Source organism: Kineosporia succinea, from assembly GCF_030811555.1.
In the GTDB taxonomy this organism is placed as follows: Bacteria; Actinomycetota; Actinomycetes; order Actinomycetales; family Kineosporiaceae; genus Kineosporia; species Kineosporia succinea.
Genome location: NZ_JAUSQZ010000001.1, coordinates 3,450,868 through 3,471,477 on the forward strand (window position 1 = coordinate 3,450,868; position 20,610 = coordinate 3,471,477).

The 20,610-nt window shown below is 71.4% G+C and carries 17 protein-coding genes and 1 riboswitch; of the genes, 13 read left to right on the forward strand and 4 right to left on the reverse strand.

All coding sequences use genetic code 11. The features are described 5' to 3' along the window. Positions 1 to 7: 7 nt before the first annotated feature. On the reverse strand, positions 8 to 1,039 hold the full coding sequence (locus J2S57_RS15160; RefSeq protein ID WP_307243116.1) for a hypothetical protein: 1,032 nt from the start codon (positions 1,037 to 1,039) through the stop codon (positions 8 to 10). Between the two features lie 162 nt (positions 1,040 to 1,201). On the opposite strand from J2S57_RS15160, the gene purN reads away from it, so the two are divergent. The 13 genes from purN to J2S57_RS15225 all read left to right on the forward strand — a co-directional run bounded on the left by purN (position 1,202) and on the right by J2S57_RS15225 (position 17,376). After that, the gene (gene purN / locus J2S57_RS15165; RefSeq protein ID WP_307243118.1) at positions 1,202 to 1,849 is read left to right on the forward strand and encodes a phosphoribosylglycinamide formyltransferase; all 648 of its coding nucleotides are present in this window, start codon (positions 1,202 to 1,204) and stop codon (positions 1,847 to 1,849) included. A gap of 135 nt (positions 1,850 to 1,984) precedes the next feature. Further along, positions 1,985 to 2,071, forward strand: a riboswitch (ZMP/ZTP riboswitch). Positions 2,072 to 2,125: 54 nt separating this feature from the next. Beyond that, positions 2,126 to 3,730, forward strand: coding sequence for a bifunctional phosphoribosylaminoimidazolecarboxamide formyltransferase/IMP cyclohydrolase (gene purH, locus J2S57_RS15170; protein ID WP_307243120.1), 1,605 nt, complete (start codon positions 2,126 to 2,128; stop codon positions 3,728 to 3,730). 41 nt (positions 3,731 to 3,771) lie between these two features. Then, positions 3,772 to 4,044 (forward strand): DUF3017 domain-containing protein, encoded by a 273-nt coding sequence (locus tag J2S57_RS15175; RefSeq protein WP_307243122.1) that lies wholly within the window; start codon positions 3,772 to 3,774, stop codon positions 4,042 to 4,044. A 168-nt stretch (positions 4,045 to 4,212) separates the two neighbouring features. Then, positions 4,213 to 5,481 (forward strand): toxic anion resistance protein, encoded by a 1,269-nt coding sequence (locus tag J2S57_RS15180; protein WP_307243124.1) that lies wholly within the window; start codon positions 4,213 to 4,215, stop codon positions 5,479 to 5,481. 83 nt (positions 5,482 to 5,564) lie between these two features. Continuing rightward, positions 5,565 to 6,221: a hypothetical protein gene (locus J2S57_RS15185; RefSeq protein ID WP_307243127.1), complete on the forward strand. Its 657-nt coding sequence runs from the start codon at positions 5,565 to 5,567 to the stop codon at positions 6,219 to 6,221. After that, complete coding sequence (locus J2S57_RS15190) at positions 6,218 to 7,759, forward strand: AAA family ATPase (RefSeq protein WP_307243128.1); 1,542 nt, start codon at positions 6,218 to 6,220, stop codon at positions 7,757 to 7,759. Before J2S57_RS15185 ends, J2S57_RS15190 begins: the two co-directional genes overlap by 4 nt. After that, positions 7,756 to 9,042, forward strand: a complete 1,287-nt coding sequence (locus J2S57_RS15195; RefSeq protein WP_307243130.1) for a GlnX family signal transduction membrane protein — start codon at positions 7,756 to 7,758, stop codon at positions 9,040 to 9,042. The genes J2S57_RS15190 and J2S57_RS15195 overlap by 4 nt, the downstream gene beginning before the upstream one ends. 11 nt (positions 9,043 to 9,053) lie before the next feature. Continuing rightward, positions 9,054 to 10,052 carry a glutamate ABC transporter substrate-binding protein gene (locus J2S57_RS15200; RefSeq protein WP_307243132.1) on the forward strand — a complete coding sequence of 333 codons (999 nt, stop codon included), beginning with the start codon at positions 9,054 to 9,056 and terminating at the stop codon, positions 10,050 to 10,052. Positions 10,053 to 10,110: 58 nt separating this feature from the next. Beyond that, the gene (locus tag J2S57_RS15205; RefSeq protein ID WP_307243136.1) at positions 10,111 to 11,229 is read left to right on the forward strand and encodes a hypothetical protein; all 1,119 of its coding nucleotides are present in this window, start codon (positions 10,111 to 10,113) and stop codon (positions 11,227 to 11,229) included. Between the two features lies 1 nt (position 11,230). Then, positions 11,231 to 13,474 (forward strand): serine/threonine-protein kinase, encoded by a 2,244-nt coding sequence (locus tag J2S57_RS15210; protein WP_307243139.1) that lies wholly within the window; start codon positions 11,231 to 11,233, stop codon positions 13,472 to 13,474. A gap of 32 nt (positions 13,475 to 13,506) precedes the next feature. Further along, positions 13,507 to 14,724, forward strand: coding sequence for a protein phosphatase 2C domain-containing protein (locus J2S57_RS15215; RefSeq protein ID WP_307243141.1), 1,218 nt, complete (start codon positions 13,507 to 13,509; stop codon positions 14,722 to 14,724). A 64-nt stretch (positions 14,725 to 14,788) separates the two neighbouring features. After that, positions 14,789 to 16,072, forward strand: a complete 1,284-nt coding sequence (locus tag J2S57_RS15220; protein ID WP_307243142.1) for a vWA domain-containing protein — start codon at positions 14,789 to 14,791, stop codon at positions 16,070 to 16,072. An 800-nt stretch (positions 16,073 to 16,872) separates the two neighbouring features. Further along, the gene (locus tag J2S57_RS15225; RefSeq protein ID WP_307243144.1) at positions 16,873 to 17,376 is read left to right on the forward strand and encodes an FHA domain-containing protein; all 504 of its coding nucleotides are present in this window, start codon (positions 16,873 to 16,875) and stop codon (positions 17,374 to 17,376) included. 336 nt (positions 17,377 to 17,712) lie between these two features. Here the strand turns inward: J2S57_RS15225 and J2S57_RS15230 are convergent, their stop codons facing one another. The 3 genes from J2S57_RS15230 to purU form a co-directional block, all read right to left on the reverse strand. Next, a complete protein-coding gene (locus tag J2S57_RS15230; protein ID WP_307243146.1) occupies positions 17,713 to 18,546 on the reverse strand; it encodes a hypothetical protein in 834 nt (277 codons plus the stop codon). Beyond that, on the reverse strand, positions 18,546 to 18,965 hold the full coding sequence (locus J2S57_RS15235; RefSeq protein WP_307243148.1) for a DUF6318 family protein: 420 nt from the start codon (positions 18,963 to 18,965) through the stop codon (positions 18,546 to 18,548). The genes J2S57_RS15230 and J2S57_RS15235 overlap by 1 nt, the downstream gene beginning before the upstream one ends. A gap of 473 nt (positions 18,966 to 19,438) precedes the next feature. Next, positions 19,439 to 20,383, reverse strand: a complete 945-nt coding sequence (purU, locus tag J2S57_RS15240; protein ID WP_307243150.1) for a formyltetrahydrofolate deformylase — start codon at positions 20,381 to 20,383, stop codon at positions 19,439 to 19,441. Between the last annotated feature and the right edge of the window lie 227 nt (positions 20,384 to 20,610).

Genomic DNA, 20,610 nt, shown 5'->3' on the forward strand with positions numbered 1-20,610 from the left:
GCGGTGGCTACGGGTTACGGCTGCGGTCCTGGAGGTTGTCGAGGATGCTGTCGAACTGTTCGCGGCTGCGGTCCTGGCAGGCCTGCTGGGCGACGTCCGTGTTGGCGCGCGCCTTGCAGCTCTCGAGCTCGGACCACACCGGGTAGTAGACGGCGTGGGACATCAGCACGATGAGCAGATAGCCCGTCATGCCGAGTCCGAACAACGTGAGAATGATGCCGCGCGAGCCCATCCCGGCCCGGCGTATCTCGGCCAGGCCGACCAGGGCCCGCATCCCGACGTAGGCGGCGGCCAGCCCCAGAGCGATCCCGGCCAGCCGGAACGGCAGGGCCAGCTGCACCACGATCAGCATCCCGATCACCATGAGCACGAACAGGCGCGACCGGTCACGGGTCTTGAGAGCGAGCGCCTTCAGCTCGTCGGCGGTCTTGCGCCTCCGCGCCGGCACGTTCCAGCCCGGGTTGCCCCCGGGCCCACCGGCCGGCGGCCCGGAGGGGGACGGACTCTGGAACCAGGCGCCCTGCCCCGGCTGTCCGGAGGGAAGTGGGCCCGGCTGCCCAGGACCCCCGTAACTCGGGCCGCCGGGACCGAAACCGCCGGGACCTGGGCCGCCGGATCCGTCGTGCGGCGGCGGGGATCCCCACTCCGCGCCGGAAGGGTCGGAAGGGCCGGAAGGGCCGGACGCCGCCGGAGTCCGCGGGGAGCTGGGGGTTTCGCCCGACTCCGGTGACGTGGAGGTGAGGTGGGGGGTGGGGTGACCGGCGCGTCCACCATCGGGCTCTTCGGGACCGGCCGCGGGCATGCTCGGCAGCCAGGCCGCCGGGATCTGGCCGGGCGGGAGCGGGGGGCGGTGGCGGGAGCACTCGTCGGTGGGGTCTTCGGCGGCGGACCGGGAATCCGCCGCGGCATCGGGAACCGGGCCGGGCACGGCGGCGATCGGCTCGGTCACTCCGGCCGCGCGGTCGTCGTGCGGCACCGGGGTGTTCTCCGGTGCATCGGGCCAGTCGTTGCTCGGCCCGGGGTTCGGGGTGCTCGGCACGGCTCCTCGTCGTTCGCTCGGGCGACCACCCGGCGGCGGTCGAAATCGTACAGATGTTCTCAAAAGATCCAGTGCCGCGGGGACGCGGCGGGACCGGCGCCGGAACGTGCCCGGAGAGGTCGGCGCCCGGGGGTGGCCCGGGTCTGGCTATCGTCTCCGTTCGTGACCGAGGAACCGCAGGTGCCCACCGCAACCGGACCCGAGAGCAGCGCCACGGCGCAGCCGCGGGTCACCGTCGTCGTGTCCGGCAGCGGAACCTTGCTGCAGGCACTCCTGGACAACGCGCAGGGCTACACCATCAGTTCCGTGCTCTCCGACCGCGCCGACGCGCTGGGTCTGGAGCGCGCCCGGGCCGCCGGCGTGCCCACCGCGGTGGTCGAGCTGAAGGACTTCCCCGACCGCGCCGCCTGGAACCAGGGCCTCCTGCGCGCCGTGGACACTTTCAAGCCCGACCTGATCGTGCTGGCCGGCTTCATGCGCATCATCGGCGAACCGCTGCTGGCGGCGTACGACGGCCGGGTGATCAACACCCACCCGGCCCTGCTGCCCTCGTTCCCGGGCGCCCACGGCGTGCGCGACGCGCTGGCCCACGGGGTCAAGGTCACCGGCTGCTCGGTGATCCTGGTCGACGCGGGCACCGACACCGGCCCGATCGTCGCCCAGCAGGCGGTCGAGGTGCTCGACGACGACACCGAGGAGTCGCTGCACGAGCGCATCAAGGTGGTCGAACGGGCCCTGCTGGTGGACGTGGTGGAACGGATGGCGGTCGGCGGCTGGTCGGTCGAGGGTCGCCGGGTGCGGCTGGGCTGAGGTCGGGCTGGGGTCGATCTGGGGTCGGGCACCGGTCGGGCGCCGGTCGGGCACCGGCCGGGGACCCGAGGGCGGCTCGAGGGTTCGGGGACCGGGTGCGAGGCCGGATCGGGCCTGCGCCAGGCGTTGCTAGGATGCTTCCGCCGCGACTGGCGTTCGGGTGGGCAACCACCGGGGAGCGGTGGAGTGTCGTCCTCCGGGTCGTTCGCCTGGGCCCTGAGCTGCAGCGACTGCTGCGCAAACCCCTGACGGCAGAACACCGCTTGGAGTGAACGCATGACGTCCGAATCCACCAGCCGCCTCCCGATCCGCCGGGCCCTGGTCTCGGTCTACGACAAGACCGGTCTCGAAGACCTCGCCCGCGGCCTGCACGAGGCCGGGGTCGCCCTGGTCTCCACCGGTTCCACGGCCTCCCGCATCGCGGCGGCCGGCGTCCCGGTCACCAAGGTCGAAGACCTCACCGGCTTCCCCGAGTGCCTCGACGGCCGGGTCAAGACGCTGCACCCGAAGGTGCACGCCGGTCTGCTGGCCGACCGCCGCCTCGACTCGCACGTGCAGCAGCTCGGTGAACTCGGCGTCGAGCCGTTCGACCTGCTGGTCAGCAACCTGTACCCGTTCACGGCCACGGTCGCCTCCGGCGCCACGCCCGACGAGTGCGTCGAGCAGATCGACATCGGCGGCCCGAGCATGGTGCGCGGCGCCGCGAAGAACCACCCGTCGGTGGCCGTCGTGGTCGACCCGGCGCGCTACGCCGACCTCCTGGCGGCCGTCGCCGCGGGCGGGTTCACCCTGGCCCAGCGTCAGCAGCTGGCCGCCGACGCGTTCCGGCACACCGCCGAGTACGACGTCGCGGTCGCCTCCTGGATGGGCAGCGTGCTGGCGCCCTCCGAAGACGGCTCGGCGTTCCCGGTCTGGGCCGGTGCCACCTACCAGCGCGAGGCCGTGCTGCGGTACGGCGAGAACCCGCACCAGCAGGCCGCTCTCTACACGTCGGCGCAGCCCGGCCTGGCCCACGCCGAGCAGTTGCACGGCAAGGAGATGTCGTACAACAACTACGTCGACACCGACGCCGCGTGGCGGGCCGCGCACGACCACGGCCAGGCGCCGACCGTCGCGATCATCAAGCACAACAACCCGTGCGGCATCGCCGTCGAGACCGGTGCCGACGGGGTGGCGGGCGCGCACCTGAAGGCCCACAACTGTGACCCGGTCTCGGCCTACGGCGGCGTGGTGGCCACCAACTCCACGGTGAGTGTGGCGATGGCCGAGCGGCTCTCCGAGATCTTCACCGAGGTGGTGGCCGCTCCCGGCTTCGAGCCGGCCGCGCTCGAGGTGCTCACCCGCAAGAAGAACATCCGCCTGCTGAAGGTGCCGGCCGCGCCGGTCCAGGCCGTCGAGACCCGGCCGATCAGCGGCGGTCTGCTGATCCAGCAGGTCGACCGCATCGACGCCGGGGCCGGCGACGAGACGGCCACCGCGGGCGACGAGCCCTCGAAGTGGCGCCTGGTGTCGGGGGAGCCGGCCGACGCGGCCACGCTCGCCGACCTGGAGTTCGCCTGGAAGGCCATCCGCGCGGTCAAGTCCAACGCCATCCTGCTCGCCGACGGCGGCGCCAGCGTCGGCATCGGCATGGGCCAGGTCAACCGGGTCGACTCGTGCCGCCTCGCGGTCGAGCGGGCCGGGGCCGACCGGGCCAAGGGCGCGGTCGCCGCGTCCGACGCGTTCTTCCCGTTCGCCGACGGCCTGCAGGTGCTGCTCGAGGCCGGGGTGCGCGCGGTGGTGCAGCCGGGCGGGTCCATCCGTGACGAAGAGGTGATCGCGGCGGCGCAGGCGGCCGGCGTGACGATGTACCTGACCGGCACCCGGCACTTCGCGCACTGATCCGTCCGACGTCGAACGAAAGAACGGGGAGCTGAGTTCAGGTGGAAGGGCCGTCGCTACCGGTACGCCGGATCGCGTTCCTGGTGGTGCTGCTGCTGGTGGCGGCGTCCCTGCCACTGACCTTGCTGTTCACGTTCAAGGCGGGTGGGGCGGCACTCGCCCTGGCCGCGGTGGTCGGGGGCACCGCCCGCGCGGTGCTGCCCGACTACCTCTGCCTGGGCCTTCTGGTCCGGTCCCGGCAGCAGGACGTCCTGACCATGTTCGTCCTCGGTATCGCAGTTGCGCTGTTGGCGTGGAAAGTCCCCGGAGGGTGATCGCGACCCGGGGGGTCTGCGCATAGGCTGGCGCAATCTGGGCGCACGCCCCGATGCAACGCCGATCCGGGGTACAGCGTTCTTCAGGGGCAGGCCCGGATCCGGGCCGAGGGAAATGCCCTGAACGCCCGCGCCGGCGTCGGGGGGAACTGACGCGAAAGGGATTCGATGAGCGAGCCTACGACCCCCGGTGCCCAGGCTGCCGCGAGCCGCCCGAGCCCACTGGAGCCCCCGCCCCTGGCCGCTCCCTCGCTCACGCTCGCCGCGCCCGAGCCGCCGCCGGTGATCGCGCAGACCCAGGCTCCCGAGATGGCCCCGGCCGTCGACCCGGCGGCCCTGCCCGGTCTCGACGCCAAGGTCGACGACTACATCGGCTCCCTGATGACGGCCGACCCCAAGTCCCCGGAGTTCGCCAGCCGCACCAACGACGTGCGCACCATGGGCGACACCGACATCCGCGAGGCCGCCGACAGCTCCAACCGGCTGCTGCAGGTTCCGGTGAAGGCGCTCAACGAGGGCGGTCTCGCGCAGGGCTCGAAGGTCGGCTCCACGCTGATCGAGCTGCGCCGCACGGTCGAGGACCTCGACCCGAAGGGCGCCCAGGGCTCCCGCAAGATCCTCGGGATGATTCCGTTCGGCAACAAGGTGCGCGACTACTTCCAGCGGTACCAGAGCGCGCAGGAGCAACTGAACGCGATCATCCAGGCGCTCTACAACGGCCAGGACGAGCTGCGCCGCGACAACGCCTCGCTGAACCAGGAGAAGCAGCAGCTGTGGACCACCATGGCGCGGCTGAACCAGTACATCTACGTGGCCGAGCGGCTCGACGCGCGGCTGTCGGCGCAGATCTCCCAGCTCGAGGCCGGTGACCCGCAGCGCGCCAAGGCCCTGCGCGAGGACGTGCTGTTCTACGTGCGCCAGAAGCACCAGGACCTGCTGACCCAGCTGGCGGTGTCGATCCAGGGCTACCTCGCGATGGACATCATCATCAAGAACAACCTCGAGCTGATCAAGGGCGTCGACCGGGCCACCACCACCACGGTGTCGGCGCTGCGCACGGCCGTGATCGTGGCCCAGGCGCTGTCGAACCAGCAGCTCGTGCTCGACCAGATCACCGCGCTGAACAGCACCACCTCGCGGATGATCGAGAGCACCTCGGAGATGCTGAAAGACAACTCGGCCCGCATCCAGGCCGGCGCCGCCTCGGCCGCGGTCGGTCTGCCCGAGCTGCAGCGGGCCTTCGCCAACATCTACGCAACCATGGACGCGATCGACACGTTCAAGGTTCAGGCGCTGGACACGATGGCGTCCACGATCGGCACGCTCGAGACCGAGACCACCAAGGCGCGCGGCTATCTCGACCGGGTGCACGCCAACGACCAGCGCACGGCCCAGGCCGAGCGGGGCGGCGCGCTCGATCTCGGCATCAACCGCTGAGCCCCGCCCGAAACCGCTGAGAACCATCCGAAACCGCTGAGAACCCTGACGTGACAACGGAAGAGCTGTAGACCTGACCATGCGTGCGAAACGGGGCCACCGTGGCCTTCGGTGACTGGCTGGGCCGGATGTTCGGGAAGGATCCCGAACCGGAACCGCCCCGGCTCGAGCTGCCGAAGGTGAAGACCAGCGCCGAGCTGCTGGCCGAACTCGACGAGTTCGAGCGGGAGATCGCGACGCGGGTGCCCACGATGGTGCTGTCCCGGGTCTCCCGGGTGGCGGCCATCGTGCGGGACACGGTGCCCCGGCTCGACCAGCTCGGGGCCGGCAGCTACCAGGCGCACACGGTGGTCGCCACTGCCACGAGCTATCTGCCCGAGGCAGTCGGGGGCTACCTGCGTCTGCCCCGCTCGTGGGCCGACACCCGGCCGATCGCGAACGGCAAGACCGCCCTGCTCCTGCTCTGCGACCAGCTCGATCTCCTGGGCTGGAAGATGGACCAGATTCTGGACGCGGTGGTCCGGGCCGATGCGGCCGCCCTGGTCGCGCACGGTCAGTTCCTGGCGGAGAAGTTCGGCGCGGGAAGCGGTCTCGACCTGGGCGGCCAGATCACCGCGCCGCCGCAGCCGACGTCCGCGACGGGTGCCACCGCGTCCACCATCGACACCGAACCCGACGACGAGCCGACCGACCCGGGGCTCACCCCGCCGCGCCGTCTGCAACCCCCGGGGGCCTCATGACCGAACTGACGCAGACCCTCGAGGCCCTGGGCGCCACCGGCGCCGGGGCCGGGCTGGACCGTGAGCAGGCCCGGGCCGAGGGCGCCGCCTTCGCGGCCGCCATCGCCGAGTCCGCCCCCGGTGCCCCGCAGGAGTGGGCGCAACTGCTGGGGCGCACGGTCCAGGACTTCTTCGACGCCGCCAGTAGCGCGCGGCGCTGGCGCAACGCGCCCACCGCACTCCTGACGCACCTGGCCGGCACCCCGCACGCCGCCGCCTACGCCCGGGCCCTCACCGAGGTGGCCTCGGCCGCCTGCTCGCTGGGGGAGCCGACGATGCGGGTCGTGGCCAACGCCGCCGCGGCATCGGCCGCGCAGCTCGCGGTGACCGACACCCCGCCCCCCGCGCCGGGTTCCGGTGCGCACCCGGGCCACCACCGCGTCCCCCCGTTGCCGATGCCTCTGACACCGCAGGCCGGAGCGCCCCTTTCGGTGCAGGACCTCCCCGGGGGCTGGCGCTTCACGGGGGGCACCGACCCGCTGCAGGCCCAACCGCCGGGGCTGGCCCAACCGCCGCTGCAGGCCCAACCGCCGCTTCAGGCCCAACCGCAGCCACCGGCCCAGGCCACCGCGGGCGACCCGCCCGCGGCCCCCGGGGAACCGGCCGAACCCGAGGTCCCGCCCAAGACCCTCGCCGAGCTGCTCGAGGAACTCGACGCGCTGATCGGCCTGACCACGGTGAAGAACGAGATCCACCGTCAGGCCCAGCTCCTGCGCGTCGAGAAGCTGCGCGCCGAGGCCGGTCTGCGCAGCGTCACGATCACCCGGCACCTGGTGTTCAACGGCAACCCGGGCACCGGCAAGACCACCGTGGCGCGACTGGTCGCGGGCATCTACCGGGCGCTCGGGCTGCTCTCGCAGGGGCACCTGGTCGAGGTCGACCGCAGCGAACTGGTCGCCGGTTACCTCGGGCAGACCGCGGCGAAGACCGCCGAGGTGGTCAAGAGCGCGCTCGGCGGCGTGCTGTTCATCGACGAGGCGTACTCGCTGGCCGGTGACGACTACGGCACCGAGGCCATCGACACCCTGGTCAAGGAGATGGAAGACCACCGCGACGACCTGGTCGTCATCGTGGCCGGATACCCCGGCCCAATGGCCGGTTTCATCGCGAGCAACCCCGGTCTGTCCAGCCGCTTCCGCACCGTGATCGAGTTCGACGACTACACCGACGCCGAGCTCGAGCAGATCTTCACACTGCACGCGGGCAACGCCGACTACGAGATCGGCGACGAGACCCGGGCCCGGTTCCGCGAGCTGCTGCCGTCCGAGCGCCGCCCGGTCGGTTTCGGCAACGGGCGCTGGGCGCGCAACATGCTCGAGGCCGCGATCGGGCACCAGGCCTGGCGGCTGCGTGACGTCGAGGCGCCCACCCTCGAGCAACTGCGCGAGCTACGGCCCGACGACCTCGAGGGTGAGAGCCGGGCGAGCAACGAAGTGGACCCCTTCGGCGTCCGCACAGACGACAGCCCCGCCGACCCCGGAACGGAGATCGCCCCATGAGCCTCACCACCATGCCGGTGCCCGGCTACGGGCGCACCGTCCCGGACCCGCCCGGCCGTCCGGCCGTGGGCCTGGGAACCACCGTGCGGCAGACGTTCTCCGGCAGCCCGGGCCGCCTGCGCCTGATCGCGATCGGCGCCGTGCTGGCCGTGCTGTTCGGGGCCGTGGTCGGGGCCGTGGCCCTGAAGGCCCGGTCCGACGCGCTGAGCCGGGCGTCGTCCTCGGCCACCCACCTGCTGCGCCTGCAGGGCGTGCAGACGAACCTGGCCCAGGCCGACGCCGACTCCACCAACTCGTTCCTGCAGGGTGGCCTGGAGTCACAGGCCCAGCGCGAGAACTACCTGTCCTCGATGGAGGCCGCGTCGAAGGACCTGGCGCTCGCCGCCCGGCACAGCCAGGCCGACGCCGAGGCCCTGGGCGAGGTCAACGCCGCGCTGAACCGGTACTCCGGCTTCGTGGCCTCGGCCCGCGCGAACAACCGGCAGGGTCTGTCGGTCGGCGCGAGCTACCTGACCACGGCCAGCGACCTGCTCGAGGCCGACGTGATCAAGCCGCTCGAAGAGCGTGCCGCGGCCGACCAGCGGGCGGTCGACGACGCCTTCGCCGACGCCGCGACCTACCGCTGGATCCTCGTGCTCGCGGTCGTGGTGGGCATCGGCGGCCTGGTCGCGGCGCAGGTGGCGGTCACCCGGCACTCGCACCGCTACGTCAACCTGCCGGCCGCCGCGTCCACCCTGGTGCTCGTGATCGCGCTGGCCGGGGCCGCGGTCGCGATGACCACCGCGCAGAGCCAGGCCAACGACGTGCGCACCGATTCGCTGCGCCCCGCCCTCGACCTGAGCACCTCGCGGGTGAACGCCTTCCAGGCCAAGGCCCAGGAGAGCCTCACCCTGATCGAGCAGGGTTCGGCGACCGACGAAGACCCGCTGTGGACACCGAAGTTCGACGCCGCGCGCGACCTGGCCACCGGTGAGGGCGCGCAGGAGCTCGACGCCTACGCCGAGCAGCACGAGAAGATCAACGCGCTCGACGTGGACGGGGCCTGGCGCAGTGCGGTGCGGCAGGCCACGTCCGCCGCCGACGACTCGGCCAACGCCCACTTCACGAAGTACGACGAGGTGACCCAGAAGCAGCTGGAGAGCGCCGAGGCCAAGACCACGCAGGATCTCGCGGGCGCCGGTGACGCCCTGGTGCCGACCGCGATCGTGCTGCTGATCATCGGCCTGCTGTGTGCCGGAGGTGCCTACTGGGGCGTCTCGTTCCGGATCGACGAATACCGGTGAGGGGGAACGTCATGAAGCGATCTCGCCTGGCCGTGATGGTGGGCGTCGCAGCGGTGCTGGCCGGGTGCGGCGCACCGCAGGCGGTCAGCGAAACCGTTGTCCGGCCCGAGGCCGCGCAGGCCGCCGACAACACCATCGACAACTGCGAGCAGGACGGGCTCCCCGTCGTCGCGTCCATCGACCCGAAGGGCATGACCACGGCCGCGAGCTCGTGGCCCGACGGCTCGACCATGGCCGCGATCAAGAAGAAGGGCAAGCTCGTCGTGGGCGTCGCCGGCGACGTCACGCTGTGGGGCTCGCGCGACCCGATGACCAGCAAGCTCGGCGGTTTCGACATCGACGTGGCCAAGCGGGTCGCCCAGGAGCTCGGGCTCGACCCGAACCGCGACGTCGAGTACAAGGTCATCAACTTCGCCCAGCGGCTGCCCAAGCTGCAGGCGCACGAGGTCGACCTGGTCGCGCACACCATGACGATCACCTGCGACCGCTGGTTCAACGTGAAGTCGCACATCAACTTCTCCAGCGAGTACTACCGGGCCGGTCAGAAGCTGCTGGTGCGCAGCGACTCCGAGGCCACGAAGGTGGAGGACCTGAAGAACGAGAAGGTCTGCACCACCAAGGGTTCCACCAGCCTCGACACGATCAGGGGCAAGGTGGACGACGTGGTCGAGGTGGACGCCGTGGGCGAGTGCCTGGTGAAGTTCCAGGAGGGCGAGGTCGCCGCGATCACCAGCGACGACACCGTGCTGGCGGGGTTCGCGCAGCAGGACCCCTACGCGAAGGTGATGGCCGGCGACGCCCTCACGATCGTCCCGTACGGCCTCGGCACCGCCCCCGACGCCGCCGACTTCACCCAGTTCGTGAACGTGGTGCTGGAGAAGATGCGCGGCGACGGCACCTTCGACCGGCTCTACTCGAAGTGGATGGGCAGCGACGGCGGAACCCGCCCGGACGTGCCCCGCGCGGTCTACGGGCGCACCGCCGACGAGCTCGAGCAGGAGCGGAGCTGATGCTCCGTTCACCCCTGGTCCACCCGGGGCGGGGGGCGTCATGGTCGAATTGCCGACGATGACACACGTCGAACACGCCACGGCCCCGGCCGCCCCCGGTGGTCTCGGGCAGGCGATCGGGGTGGACGAGCTGCGCACCTACCTGGGGGCGCTCGACTCCTGGCGCGCCACCCGCAAGCGCGAGCTCGACCAGATCGACGCCGCGGCCCTGCGCTCCGACGAGGCCGACAGCTACACGGCCGACCTCACGCTCGCGATGACGATGTGGCAGTCGGTCAGCGACCGGTACACCGAGCTGTTCCAGATGTGGGACTCCGGACGGGTCGGCCCGCAGCAGCGCGAGCAGATGTCCCGGGTGATCTGGGGCACCGGCGGCAACGGGTTCACCGGCTCGATCGGCCTCTCCGTGGTCGAGGCCGGCCGGCTGTCCGACGCCCTCACCGCCACGCTGCGCGCCCGGCTCTCGTTCGACCCGATGGCCGCCGACGTGGCCGCGCGCATCCAGGCCACCCGGGCCACCCTCGAACGGTGCGCCGAGCAGCTGGCCACCAGCCGCACGCGTCCACCGTCGCTGCCCGACATCGACGCGCTGACGCGCCGCCTCGACGAACTGGCCGCCAAGGCCCGCCGCGGCTCCGACGTCAGCGGGCCGTTCGCGGTGATCGAGACCGCCGCCGCCCGGGCCGAGCGCGACCTGATCGTGGCCGCCGCCGCGCACCGCGACCTGGGCCGCGACTACCGGGCCGCGCTCGCCCGCCGCCGGGAGCTCGAGGCCGAGGCCGACGAGCTCGACCGGCTCGTCGACCGCACCCGTGCCGCCGTCGTCCCCGCCCCGAAACTCGCCGTGCCCGACGTCTCCCGGCTCGGCAAGGTGCCCCAGACCCGCGAGGCGCTGGACCCGTTCCGCGCCCGCCTCGACCTGGTCGCCACTGCGATGAAGCAGGTGCGCGACACCTACACGTCGGCCCTCGGCGAACCGGGCGTCCTGCTCGGGCTGCTGCGGGCCTTCGCGGCCAAGGCCCAGGCCAACGGCCGGGCGGCCGATCCGCTCGTCGCACTCGTCAAGCAGCAGGCCGAGACCGCCCTGGCGGCCCGGCCCTGCCACATCCAGGACGCCCGCAACCACGTCGAGAACTACCAGCGGCTGATCGTCCCGGTCCCCGGGGGAGGAATCTGACATGCCATCGACCCCGCTCTCCTGCACCCAGCCCGGCTGCACGGGCACCATCGAAGACGGGTACTGCAACGTCTGCGGCACCCCGGCCGGAGTGGGCGCACCCGCGGCCCTCTCCGATCCCGACGCCGGGGCGGCCCTCTCCACCCGCACCTCCTCGTCGTCCAACCGGCTGGCCAGCGCCCCGCTCGGCTCGGCCCGCGCGACCGGCAGCACCAACGGCACCCGCCGGCTGGGCTCCACCTCGGCGCGCACCCGCGCGGCCCGGCTCGGCGCGGGCATCACCACGGTGCCGCCGGCCCCGGTGCCCGACCCGCTGGCCGCGGTGAAGGAAGACCCCCAGGTCCCCGAGAACCGGCGGCACTGCCCGAACTGCGGCAACCCGGTCGGTCGCTCCCGCCAGGGCCGGCCCGGCCGCCCCGAGGGCTTCTGCCCGAACTGCCGGGCCGCGTTCTCGTTCACGCCCAAGCTCAAGAAGGGCGATCTGGTCGCGCACCAGTACGAGGTGGTCGGCGCGATCGCGCACGGCGGCCTGGGCTGGATCTACCTGGCGAAGGACAAGAACGTCTCCGACCGCTGGGTGGTGCTCAAGGGCCTGCTCAACTCCGGCGACCCCGACGCCCTCGCCGCCGCGATCGCCGAGCAGCGGTTCCTGGCCCAGGTCGAGCACCCGCTGATCGTCGAGATCTACAACTTCGTCACGCACGACGACGCCGGGTACATCGTGATGGAGTACGTCCCCGGCAAGTCGCTGAAAGACATTCTGAAAGACCGGATCTCCGGCGCCGGCGGGATGTTCAAGCCGTTCCCGGTCGACCAGGCGATCGCGTACATCCTCGAGGTCCTGCCCGCCTTCCAGTACCTGCACGACACCGGGCTGCTCTACTGCGACTTCAAGCCCGACAACATCGTGCAGGCCGGCGACTCGATCAAGCTGATCGACCTCGGTGGCGTCCGCCGCATCGACGACCTCGACTCGGCCATCTACGGCACCGTCGGCTACCAGGCCCCCGAGGTGCCCGACGTCGGCCCGTCGGTGGCCAGCGACATCTACACGCTCGGCCGCAGCCTGGTGTCGCTCGCGATGGAGTTCCGGGGCAACACCTCGACCTTCGCCACCACGCTCCCGAGCGTCAACGACACCCCGCTCTTCCAGCAGTACGACTCGCTCTACCGCCTCCTGGCCAAGACCTGCGCCCCCAACCCGGGCGACCGCTTCGCCACCGCCGACGAACTGCGCACCCAGCTGCTCGGCGTACTGCGCGAGGTGGTGGCCGCCGACCGCCGCGGCGACCGGCCCGCCTCACACTCCACCGCGTCGCTGCTGTTCGAGCCGCCGGTGGTCGAGGGCGACCGGCTGCAGTGGGACAACCTGCCGAAACTGCGCGTCGACGAGACCGATCCGCAGGCCGCCTGGCTCGCCTCGATCAGCGTCACCGAGCCCCGCGAGAAGCTCGACCTGCTGCTCAGCGCCCAGAACCCGTCCATCGAGGTACGTCTCGCCACCGCCTACACCGCGGTCGAGGCCGGCCAGCTCGAGACCTGCGACCGCATCGTCGGCGAGATCCTCAACGACGACCCGTGGGAGTGGCGCTCCATCTGGCTGGCCGGACTCGCCGCGCTGGCCCGGGGCGACGCCACGAACGCCCAGGCCGCCTTCAACGCGGTCTACGGCCAGGCCCCCGGTGAGCTCGCGCCCAAGCTCGCGCTCGCCGTGGCCTGCGAGGAGGGCAACCAGCCGGACATCGCCGAGGGCCTGTACCTGACCTGCCTGCGCACCGACGCGAACTTCACCGCCCCGGCCGCGTTCGGCCTGGCCCGGATCCGTTCCCAGCGGCACACCGACGGCGTGGGCGAGCTCGAGGCGGCGATCGCGGCGCTGGACATGGTGCCGAGCACGAGCCGCAGCTTCGTCAGCGCCCGCCGGCAGAAGGCCGCGCTGCTGGCGGCCTCCGACGCCGGGCTGGACGCGCTGGCGGCCGCGCTGGAGAGCGTGGCCTCGGTGCGGCTCGACCCCCGCGACCGCGCCCAGCTGCGGGTGAGTGTGCTGGACGCCGCACTGAGCGACGTCCAGGTCAGTGGGCCCCGGCCCGATGTCCTGGTGGGAGGGGTGCCCGCCGAGGCCCCGAAACTCCAGGACGGTCTGGAGGAGGCCTACCGGGAGCTGGCCTCTCTCACCGAGAAACGCGACGAGCGGGTCCGGCTCGTCGACCAGGCCAATCAGGTGCGCCGCTGGACCTGGCGGTGACCATGCCCGACCGAACTGCCCAAGAGGTTGATGTGAACGAGAACCCGCCGCCCGCCGCGCCGCCGGGGCAGAGCGTGATCTGCCCCAACTGCGGGGAGGACGCCGAGCCCGGTGACCTGTTCTGCGAGGGCTGCGGTCAGGACCTGCCCGACGGCATCACCCCGGTCGCCGCCGACACGTCGAAGCGGCCGGGCGGCATCGCGCACCCGGCCTCGCCCGCGACGCCGGTCGACCTGGAGGCCCTGAGCCCGAACTGCCGCACCTGCGGCGGCACCTCGTTCCTGGACGGCTACTGCACGAACTGCGGTTCGCCCGCGGTGAAGCTGCGCGACCACTGGCAGGAGCGCCCGGCGGCCTGGGTCGCCGCCGTCTCCGACCGGGGCCTGCGCCACCATCGCAACGAAGACGGGATGGCGCTCGCCGCCCGTCCCGAACCCGGTTCGCGGGCGGTTCTCGTGGTGTGCGACGGCGTCTCGTCGTCGTTCGACTCGGACATCGCCAGCCTCGGGGCGGCGCGCGCCGCCCTCGAGGTGCTGGAGCGGCCGCGTCCTGACGTGCCGTCGGTGGCCGGCCGGATCTCGGCCTGGAACGAGCGGCTGGCGCTGGCCGGGGAAGAGGCCAACAAGGCCGCGATCGAGGCCGGGCGCCACCCCAGCGGCCGGGTCGGGGAGCGTCAGGACAGCCCGCCGTCGTGCACGTTCGCCGCGGCGGTCGTCGACTCCGGGGTCATCGTGGTCGGCTGGGTCGGTGACAGCCGGATCTACTGGATCCCGGATTCCGGTGAGCCGGAACAGATGTCGCGGGACGACTCGTGGGCGACCGAGCAGATCCTCGCCGGGGTGCCGCGCGAGGAGGCCGAGAACGGGCCGCGGGCGCACGCGATCACCCGCTGGCTCGGGCCGGACAGCCCCGACTTCATCCCCACCCGCGACTCCCGCGTCCCCGATCGCCCGGGCTGGCTCCTGGTGTGTTCCGACGGGCTCTGGAACTACTGCTCACCCGCTTCCGACCTGGCGGCCCTGGTGAGGGGGATTGCGGACGAGGTGCACGGCGAACCGGAACAGCTCGCCGGGCGTTTGGTCGAGTGGGCGAACCGGCAGGGCGGCATGGACAACATCACGGTCGCCGTTGCGCGGATCGCTCCGATCCCGCCGCGGGCGGCCAGTGCGTTGCCTGACGAAACCACTACCCCCGTCCACGCAACGCCGGACGTGCCCCCGCGCGTCCATCCGGCGGAGCCAGAAGCCTGACCCGCACCCCTGAACCACTCCGGGCCACACCTCACGGTGGCCCGACGAACGATCGGAGAGCGAGATGCCGTCCTTCAGCGCCGAGGTGTTCCAGAACGAGTTCATCTCCGAGGGTGCCACCGACGTGCACGCCATCGTCTCGGTGACGTGCAGCGGAGCCGGCGAGGCCGGGCGCGGCGGAGGGGGTGACGCGGCCGAGATCGTCATCGTCGACACCTCCGGGTCGATGCTCGACGCGAAGATCGTCGCCGCCCGTCAGGCCGCCGCGGTCGCGGTCGACCAGATTCTCGACGGCACCTGGTTCGCGATCATCTCCGGCACGCACATCGCGACGCGGGCGTTCCCCTACCCGAACGCGCGGGTGTCGATGGTGCAGATGGAGCCGGGGGCGCGGGCTGCCGCCAAGGAGGCCATCTCCCGGCTCGAGGCCGACGGCGGCACCGCGATGGGCTCGTGGCTGAAGCTGGCGGCGCAGCTGTTCGACACGGTGCCCCAGGCCACGCAGCGCCACGCGATCCTGCTCACCGACGGGCAGAACCAGAGCGAGCAGCCGCACCAGTTCCAGGCGGCGATCGAGTCGGTCACCGGGCGGTTCCAGTGCGACTGCCGCGGTGTGGGGGCCGACTGGGACGTGGCCGAGCTGCGCCGGGTCTCCACCGCCTTGCTCGGCACGGTCGACCTGATCGCCGACCCGGCGTCGATGGCCGCGGACTTCGAGGCGCTCATGCAGAAGGCGATGGGCCGTGGTGTCGCGGAGGCCCAGCTGAGGGTCTGGGCGCCGCAGGGTTCGCAGCTGCTGTGGGTGCGGCAGGTCTCGCCGAACGTCGAGGACCTGACCGGTCGCAAGATCGAGATCAACCCGCTGACCTCGGCTTTCCCCACCGGGGCCTGGGGTGACGAGTCCCGTGACTACCACGTGGCGGTGCGGGTGTCGCCGCAGCCGGTCGGGCAGGAACGTCTCGCCGCGCGGGTGCAGTTGTCGGTGCGCGACCAGATCGTGTCGCAGGGGCTGGTGAAGGCCAAGTGGTCGGGGGACGACGCGCTCACCACCCGCATCGACCCGGCGGTCGCGCACTACACGGGTCAGGCCGAGCTCGCCGTGGTGATCCAGGAGGGTCTGGCCGCCAAGGCGGCCGGTGACGAGGCCACGGCCACCACGAAGCTGGGGCGTGCGGTCGCCCTCGCGGCCGAGACCGGTAACGATGAGGCAACGAGCAAGCTGCGCAAGGTCGTCGACATCGACGATCCGGCGACCGGCACCGTGCGGTTGAAGCGGTCGGTGGACAAGCTGGACGAGATGGCGCTCGACACCGCCTCGACGAAGACGACAAGGGTCAACAAGCGATGAGTGCACGCTGTCCCGACGGGCACGTCTCGGAATCCACCGACTACTGCGACGTCTGTGGGGCGCCGATGAACCCGGCGCCCGCCCCGTCGTCGCCTCCGCCGCTGCCCCGGTCGAACCCGCTCGACCTGCTCCCGCCCTCGGGTGGCGTCGGTGGCATCGGTGGCGCGGACAAGGAGTGCCCGAACTGCAACTCGGTGGTACCCGAGGCCGACCTGTTCTGCGAGGTCTGCGGTTACGACTTCACCACCGGCGTGATGCCCGACCCGGTGGAGGCCGCGGCCGGCACTCCCGCGCTCGGAATCCCCGCGCCCGCGATGCCGGTGGCCCCGCCCTCCCCGGCGGCGCCGCTTCCGCCCGCCGCCCCCGCTGCGCCGGGTTCTTCGTCGGCCCAGGGTTCTGCGGCGGCACCGGGTTCTGGGACGGCACCGGGTTCTGGGGTGGCCCAGGGTTCTGCGGCGGCACCGGGTTCGCCGTCTGCCCCGGGGCAGACGGCCGGGCCGGGTTCCGCGGCGGTGTCCGGTGCTCCTGCCGGGGCCGGTTCCTCTGCCGGGTCGGGTTCTGCGGCGGTGCCTGGTTCGTCTGGCGTGGCGGGTTCTGCGGCGGTGTCCGGTGCTCCTGCCGGGGCCGGTTCCTCTGCCGGGTCGGGTTCTGCGGCGGTGTCCGGTGCTCCTGCCGGGGCCGGTTCCTCTGCCGGGCCGAGTTCTGCGCCGGTGTTGGGTTCTCCTGCCGGGCCGGGTTCCGCGTCCGTGCCCCCTCCGGTCCCGACCTCCGCGCCGGCTGCGGGTCCGGCCCCTTCCGCCGTGTCCTCTCCCGCCCCGTCCGCACTCTCGTCCCCCGACGTGCCCGACGAGGTGACCAACCCGAACCCCATCTCCCCGTCCCAGTTCTCGTCACCGAAGGTGCTGACCTGGGTGGCCGAGGTCTGGATCGACCCGGACTGGTACGCCACGCAGGAGAGCGACGAGCCCTGCCCGTCGCCGGGCATGCCCGCGGTGGTTCCGCTGTGGGACCAGAGCATCCTGGTCGGACGCCGCTCGACGAGCCGCAACATCCACCCCCAGGTGGACTGCGGCACCGACCACGGCGTCTCGCGGCGCCATGCCCAGCTGACCACCGACGGACAGCGCTGGTTCGCCGAAGACCTCCAGTCGTCCAACGGCACGTACGTCTCCTCGGCCGGGGCCCCGTTGCCCACCGCGCCGATCCCGGCCGGCCAGCGCGTCGAGTTCCGTGAGGGCGACCGTGTGTATGTCGGTGCCTGGACGCGTCTCGTAGTTCGCAAGGCGACGCCCGAAGAGCAGTAGCCCCGTTGATTGCGTGACGTCCAAGGACGTCACGCAATCAACGACTGCCCTACGAAGAACAGGCCCTGCCCGGTCGTGCGAGACCTGCCCGGTCGTGCGAGACCTGCCCGGTCGTGCGAGACCTGCCCGGTCGTGCGAGACCTGCCCGGTCGTGCGAGACCTGCCCGGTCGTGCGAGAGCCGCCCAGCAGTACAAGGCCCGCCCAGTCGTGCGAGACCGCCGAGCGGTACGAGGTCGCCCGTCCGTACGAGACCGCTGAGCTGCCACGAGACCGCCGAGCTGCCACGAGACCGCCCGACTCGCGAACGCGCCGGGCCTCGCGAAAACAGCGGGGCTCTACGAGACCAGCCGGTTCTCCGCCGTGAGCACCTCGAGCGTGCTGACAGGGCTGTCCACGGTCGCCGTCCCGTCGACGGGCAGCCAGGGCCCGCCACCCACGGCGTACTCCCCGCTGTAAACCGTTGCCAGTCGAACCTTCTGGCGCCCCGACGTGCGATACACATGTGCCGTGCGCAGCTCCGGATAGGGCGCCCCCGCGTCTTCAGTGGTGAGCGAGTTCCCGTCGCCGTACCGCCAGCGAAACTCCAGAGGTGTGGCCCGCACCCGCACCGGCTGCCCGAGGATCGTGGTCGGGAGTGTCACGGTGTCGGCGTCGGCGTAGAGGTTGGTCGGAATGTTGACCAGAGTGCGCCCGTTGGGTGGCTGCATCACGATCGGCGACGCCGGCAACGGCAACCGTCGGAAGTCCTCTCCCGTGAGAACCGGCACGACAGGCGGCGGTTCGTCGGGATCCACCCCGCCGAGACAGAGGTATTCACCGGTGCTGGCCCACTCGGCCGAGCCGACCGGCGCCGAGAACACCCAGTACCCGATGTCGTCGGGCTCTGCGGTGGCGGCGCAGAGGGTGGCGGCGGCCAGGCAGTTGACTGATTCCGTTCGGGTGGGGGAGTTGCCCTCGCAGGCCGGGACGTAGGTGCGCACGAAGCGAGGTCCGGTCGAGACCGGCCGGGCAACCGGCTCACCGGAAACGGGATTCCGGCCGGGCTGATGACCGAAGACCTCGGCGTAGTCGTCGGCCAGGGCGGTGTCGAGACCAGGCCCGTCGACCGGGGGATTGGAGCTCGACGAGATCAGGAGCAGGACGGCGGCCACGGTGGCAGCAGCAGGCATCAGTCGCCCTTCGAGGAGATGGTGACCGCGGCCATCCGCCAGGACTTCCCGGTCCATTCGATGCGCGAGTCGGCATTGATGGCCTTGAGTGCCTTTGAAGTGGCCACGACGGAAGCGTTCTCGTCGAGAACCTGGCTGGCTTCCTGGTTCACCACGCTGATGACGACGACCGAGGAGCCGACCGGCCCGGGTGCGGCCTGGATCACCTGAGGGGTGATCCGCCCGCCGGTCTGGCGAAGGCCTTGCGCGTTCGCCTGGTCGATCTCGCGGGTCGCGCTGGTGCAGAAGACGCACTCCTCGCCACTGATTCCGTTCAGAGGTGCGGAGTTACCCGACGTGTAGCCGTAGTTGTAGACGTCCCAGAAGTACCGCACGAACTTCTCGGCTCCCGCGGCCGTCTGCTCCGCCTCCGGCGCCACTGGTGCCTCGATCGTCGCCGTGGGACTGGGCGTGCTCGAGGCTGAAACCTCTGAGCTGGGTGGGGGACTCGGTTCGCCACTGCCCCCGGTGCAGCCAGTCAGAGCCCAAATCCCAGCCAGCACACCAATAACAAGCCGCGCTCTCATCCGAAATCCTCCCCCGACCATGGAAAAAGAGTAACGACCCGTCACCCGAAAGTCCGCCCACGATCCAGGCCTGTGGATAACCACGGGCTCCTGCCGACGTCCCCGTGCCGGAGTGACCGTGCCGGTGGGGGAGGTGGGGATGTGTCTTGCAAGGCTTGGACGATGCGTAACGTTTGAGGGGGCCAGAGATCATGGATCGTCTGACCAATCCAGAAACAAGACCCCCTGCCCCGGTGCTCTGGTGCGGAACGCGTCCGTCATCGGGCCGGAAAACAGCAATCCCGGCCACTCTCCACAGACGAAGGAGAGGGCCGGGAAGCTCGGGATCAGCTGAAGACGACCGTCTTCGTCCCGTTGATCATCACCCGGTTCTCCGCGTGCCAGGTGACGGCCCGCGCCAGCACCTGGCACTCCACGTCCCGCCCGACCGCGGCCATCTGCTCGGCGCTTGTGGCGTGCGTGACCCGGTGCACGTCCTGCTCGATGATCGGGCCCTCGTCCAGGTCCGACGTCACATAGTGGGCAGTGGCGCCGATGATCTTCACGCCGCGCGCGTGGGCCTGGCCGTAGGGGCGGGCCCCCTTGAAGCTCGGCAGGAACGAGTGGTGGATGTTGATCGCCCGGCCACTGAGGGCGTCGCACAGCGACGGCGAGAGCACCTGCATGTAGCGGGCCAGCACCACGAGGTCGATCTTCTCGCGATCGACGATCTCCAGGAGCTGCTTCTCGGCCTCGGGCTTGGTGTCCTTCGTGACCGGGATGTGGATGAACGGGATGCCGTGGCTCTCGACCAGGTCCTGGAACTCGACGTGGTTGCTCACGACGGCGGGGATGTCGATGCCCAGCGCCCCGATGCGGTGCCGGAACAGCAGGTCGTTCAGGCAGTGGCCGAACTTCGACACCAGGATCAGGGTGCGGCAGCGGGTGCTCGCGTCGACCAGGCGCCACTGCATGTGGAAGGAGTCGGCGACGGACAGGAAACCGGCCCGCAGACGCTCGAGGGTCTCGACCGGGTCGAGCGCGCTGAACTGCACCCGCATGAAGAAGGTGCCGGCCTCGTCGCCGTCGTGGTCGTCGTACTGCTCACTCTGCAGGATGTTGCAGCCGTGCTGGATCAGGAAGCTCGCGACGGCGTAGACGATGCCCGGCCTGTCCTCACAGGCCAGCGTCAGCACGTACTGCCGGCGGTCGGCGGGGGCGGAACCGCCCGCGCCGAGGGGGGCAGGTGCGGGTGTGGTCGCGGGAAGAACGGGAGAAGAGGCCTCGGTCACCTGCGCAGAGTGCGGGGACGGGCACCGAACGGTCAAGCGCGGCGCCCCGGTAACGGTTGAGCGACATCCTTGAACACCCGGCGGTCGACCAAGAGTGCGGAACTCATAGCACAGCGTCGAGGGTGCTCGGTCCCGCCAGAGCTCGGCACGCTAAGTGAATGTTATGGAAGCGGCAAAGATGCGCACGGCCGTACATGGCAGTAATACGTAGCCGCTTCATAGCTCAC

Bases quoted from the DNA above. Each gene is read 5' to 3' on its own strand.
- J2S57_RS15210 (WP_307243139.1), top strand. From the start codon at position 11,231: ATGCCATCGACCCCGCTCTCCTGCACCCAGCCCGGCTGCACGGGCACC.
- purH (WP_307243120.1), top strand. From the start codon at position 2,126: ATGACGTCCGAATCCACCAGCCGCCTCCCGATCCGCCGGGCCCTGGTC.
- J2S57_RS15200 (WP_307243132.1), top strand. From the start codon at position 9,054: ATGAAGCGATCTCGCCTGGCCGTGATGGTGGGCGTCGCAGCGGTGCTG.
- J2S57_RS15230 (WP_307243146.1), bottom strand. From the start codon at position 18,546: ATGCCTGCTGCTGCCACCGTGGCCGCCGTCCTGCTCCTGATCTCGTCG.
- J2S57_RS15180 (WP_307243124.1), top strand. From the start codon at position 4,213: ATGAGCGAGCCTACGACCCCCGGTGCCCAGGCTGCCGCGAGCCGCCCG.
- J2S57_RS15220 (WP_307243142.1), top strand. From the start codon at position 14,789: ATGCCGTCCTTCAGCGCCGAGGTGTTCCAGAACGAGTTCATCTCCGAG.
- J2S57_RS15195 (WP_307243130.1), top strand. From the start codon at position 7,756: ATGAGCCTCACCACCATGCCGGTGCCCGGCTACGGGCGCACCGTCCCG.
- J2S57_RS15190 (WP_307243128.1), top strand. From the start codon at position 6,218: ATGACCGAACTGACGCAGACCCTCGAGGCCCTGGGCGCCACCGGCGCC.
- J2S57_RS15205 (WP_307243136.1), top strand. From the start codon at position 10,111: ATGACACACGTCGAACACGCCACGGCCCCGGCCGCCCCCGGTGGTCTC.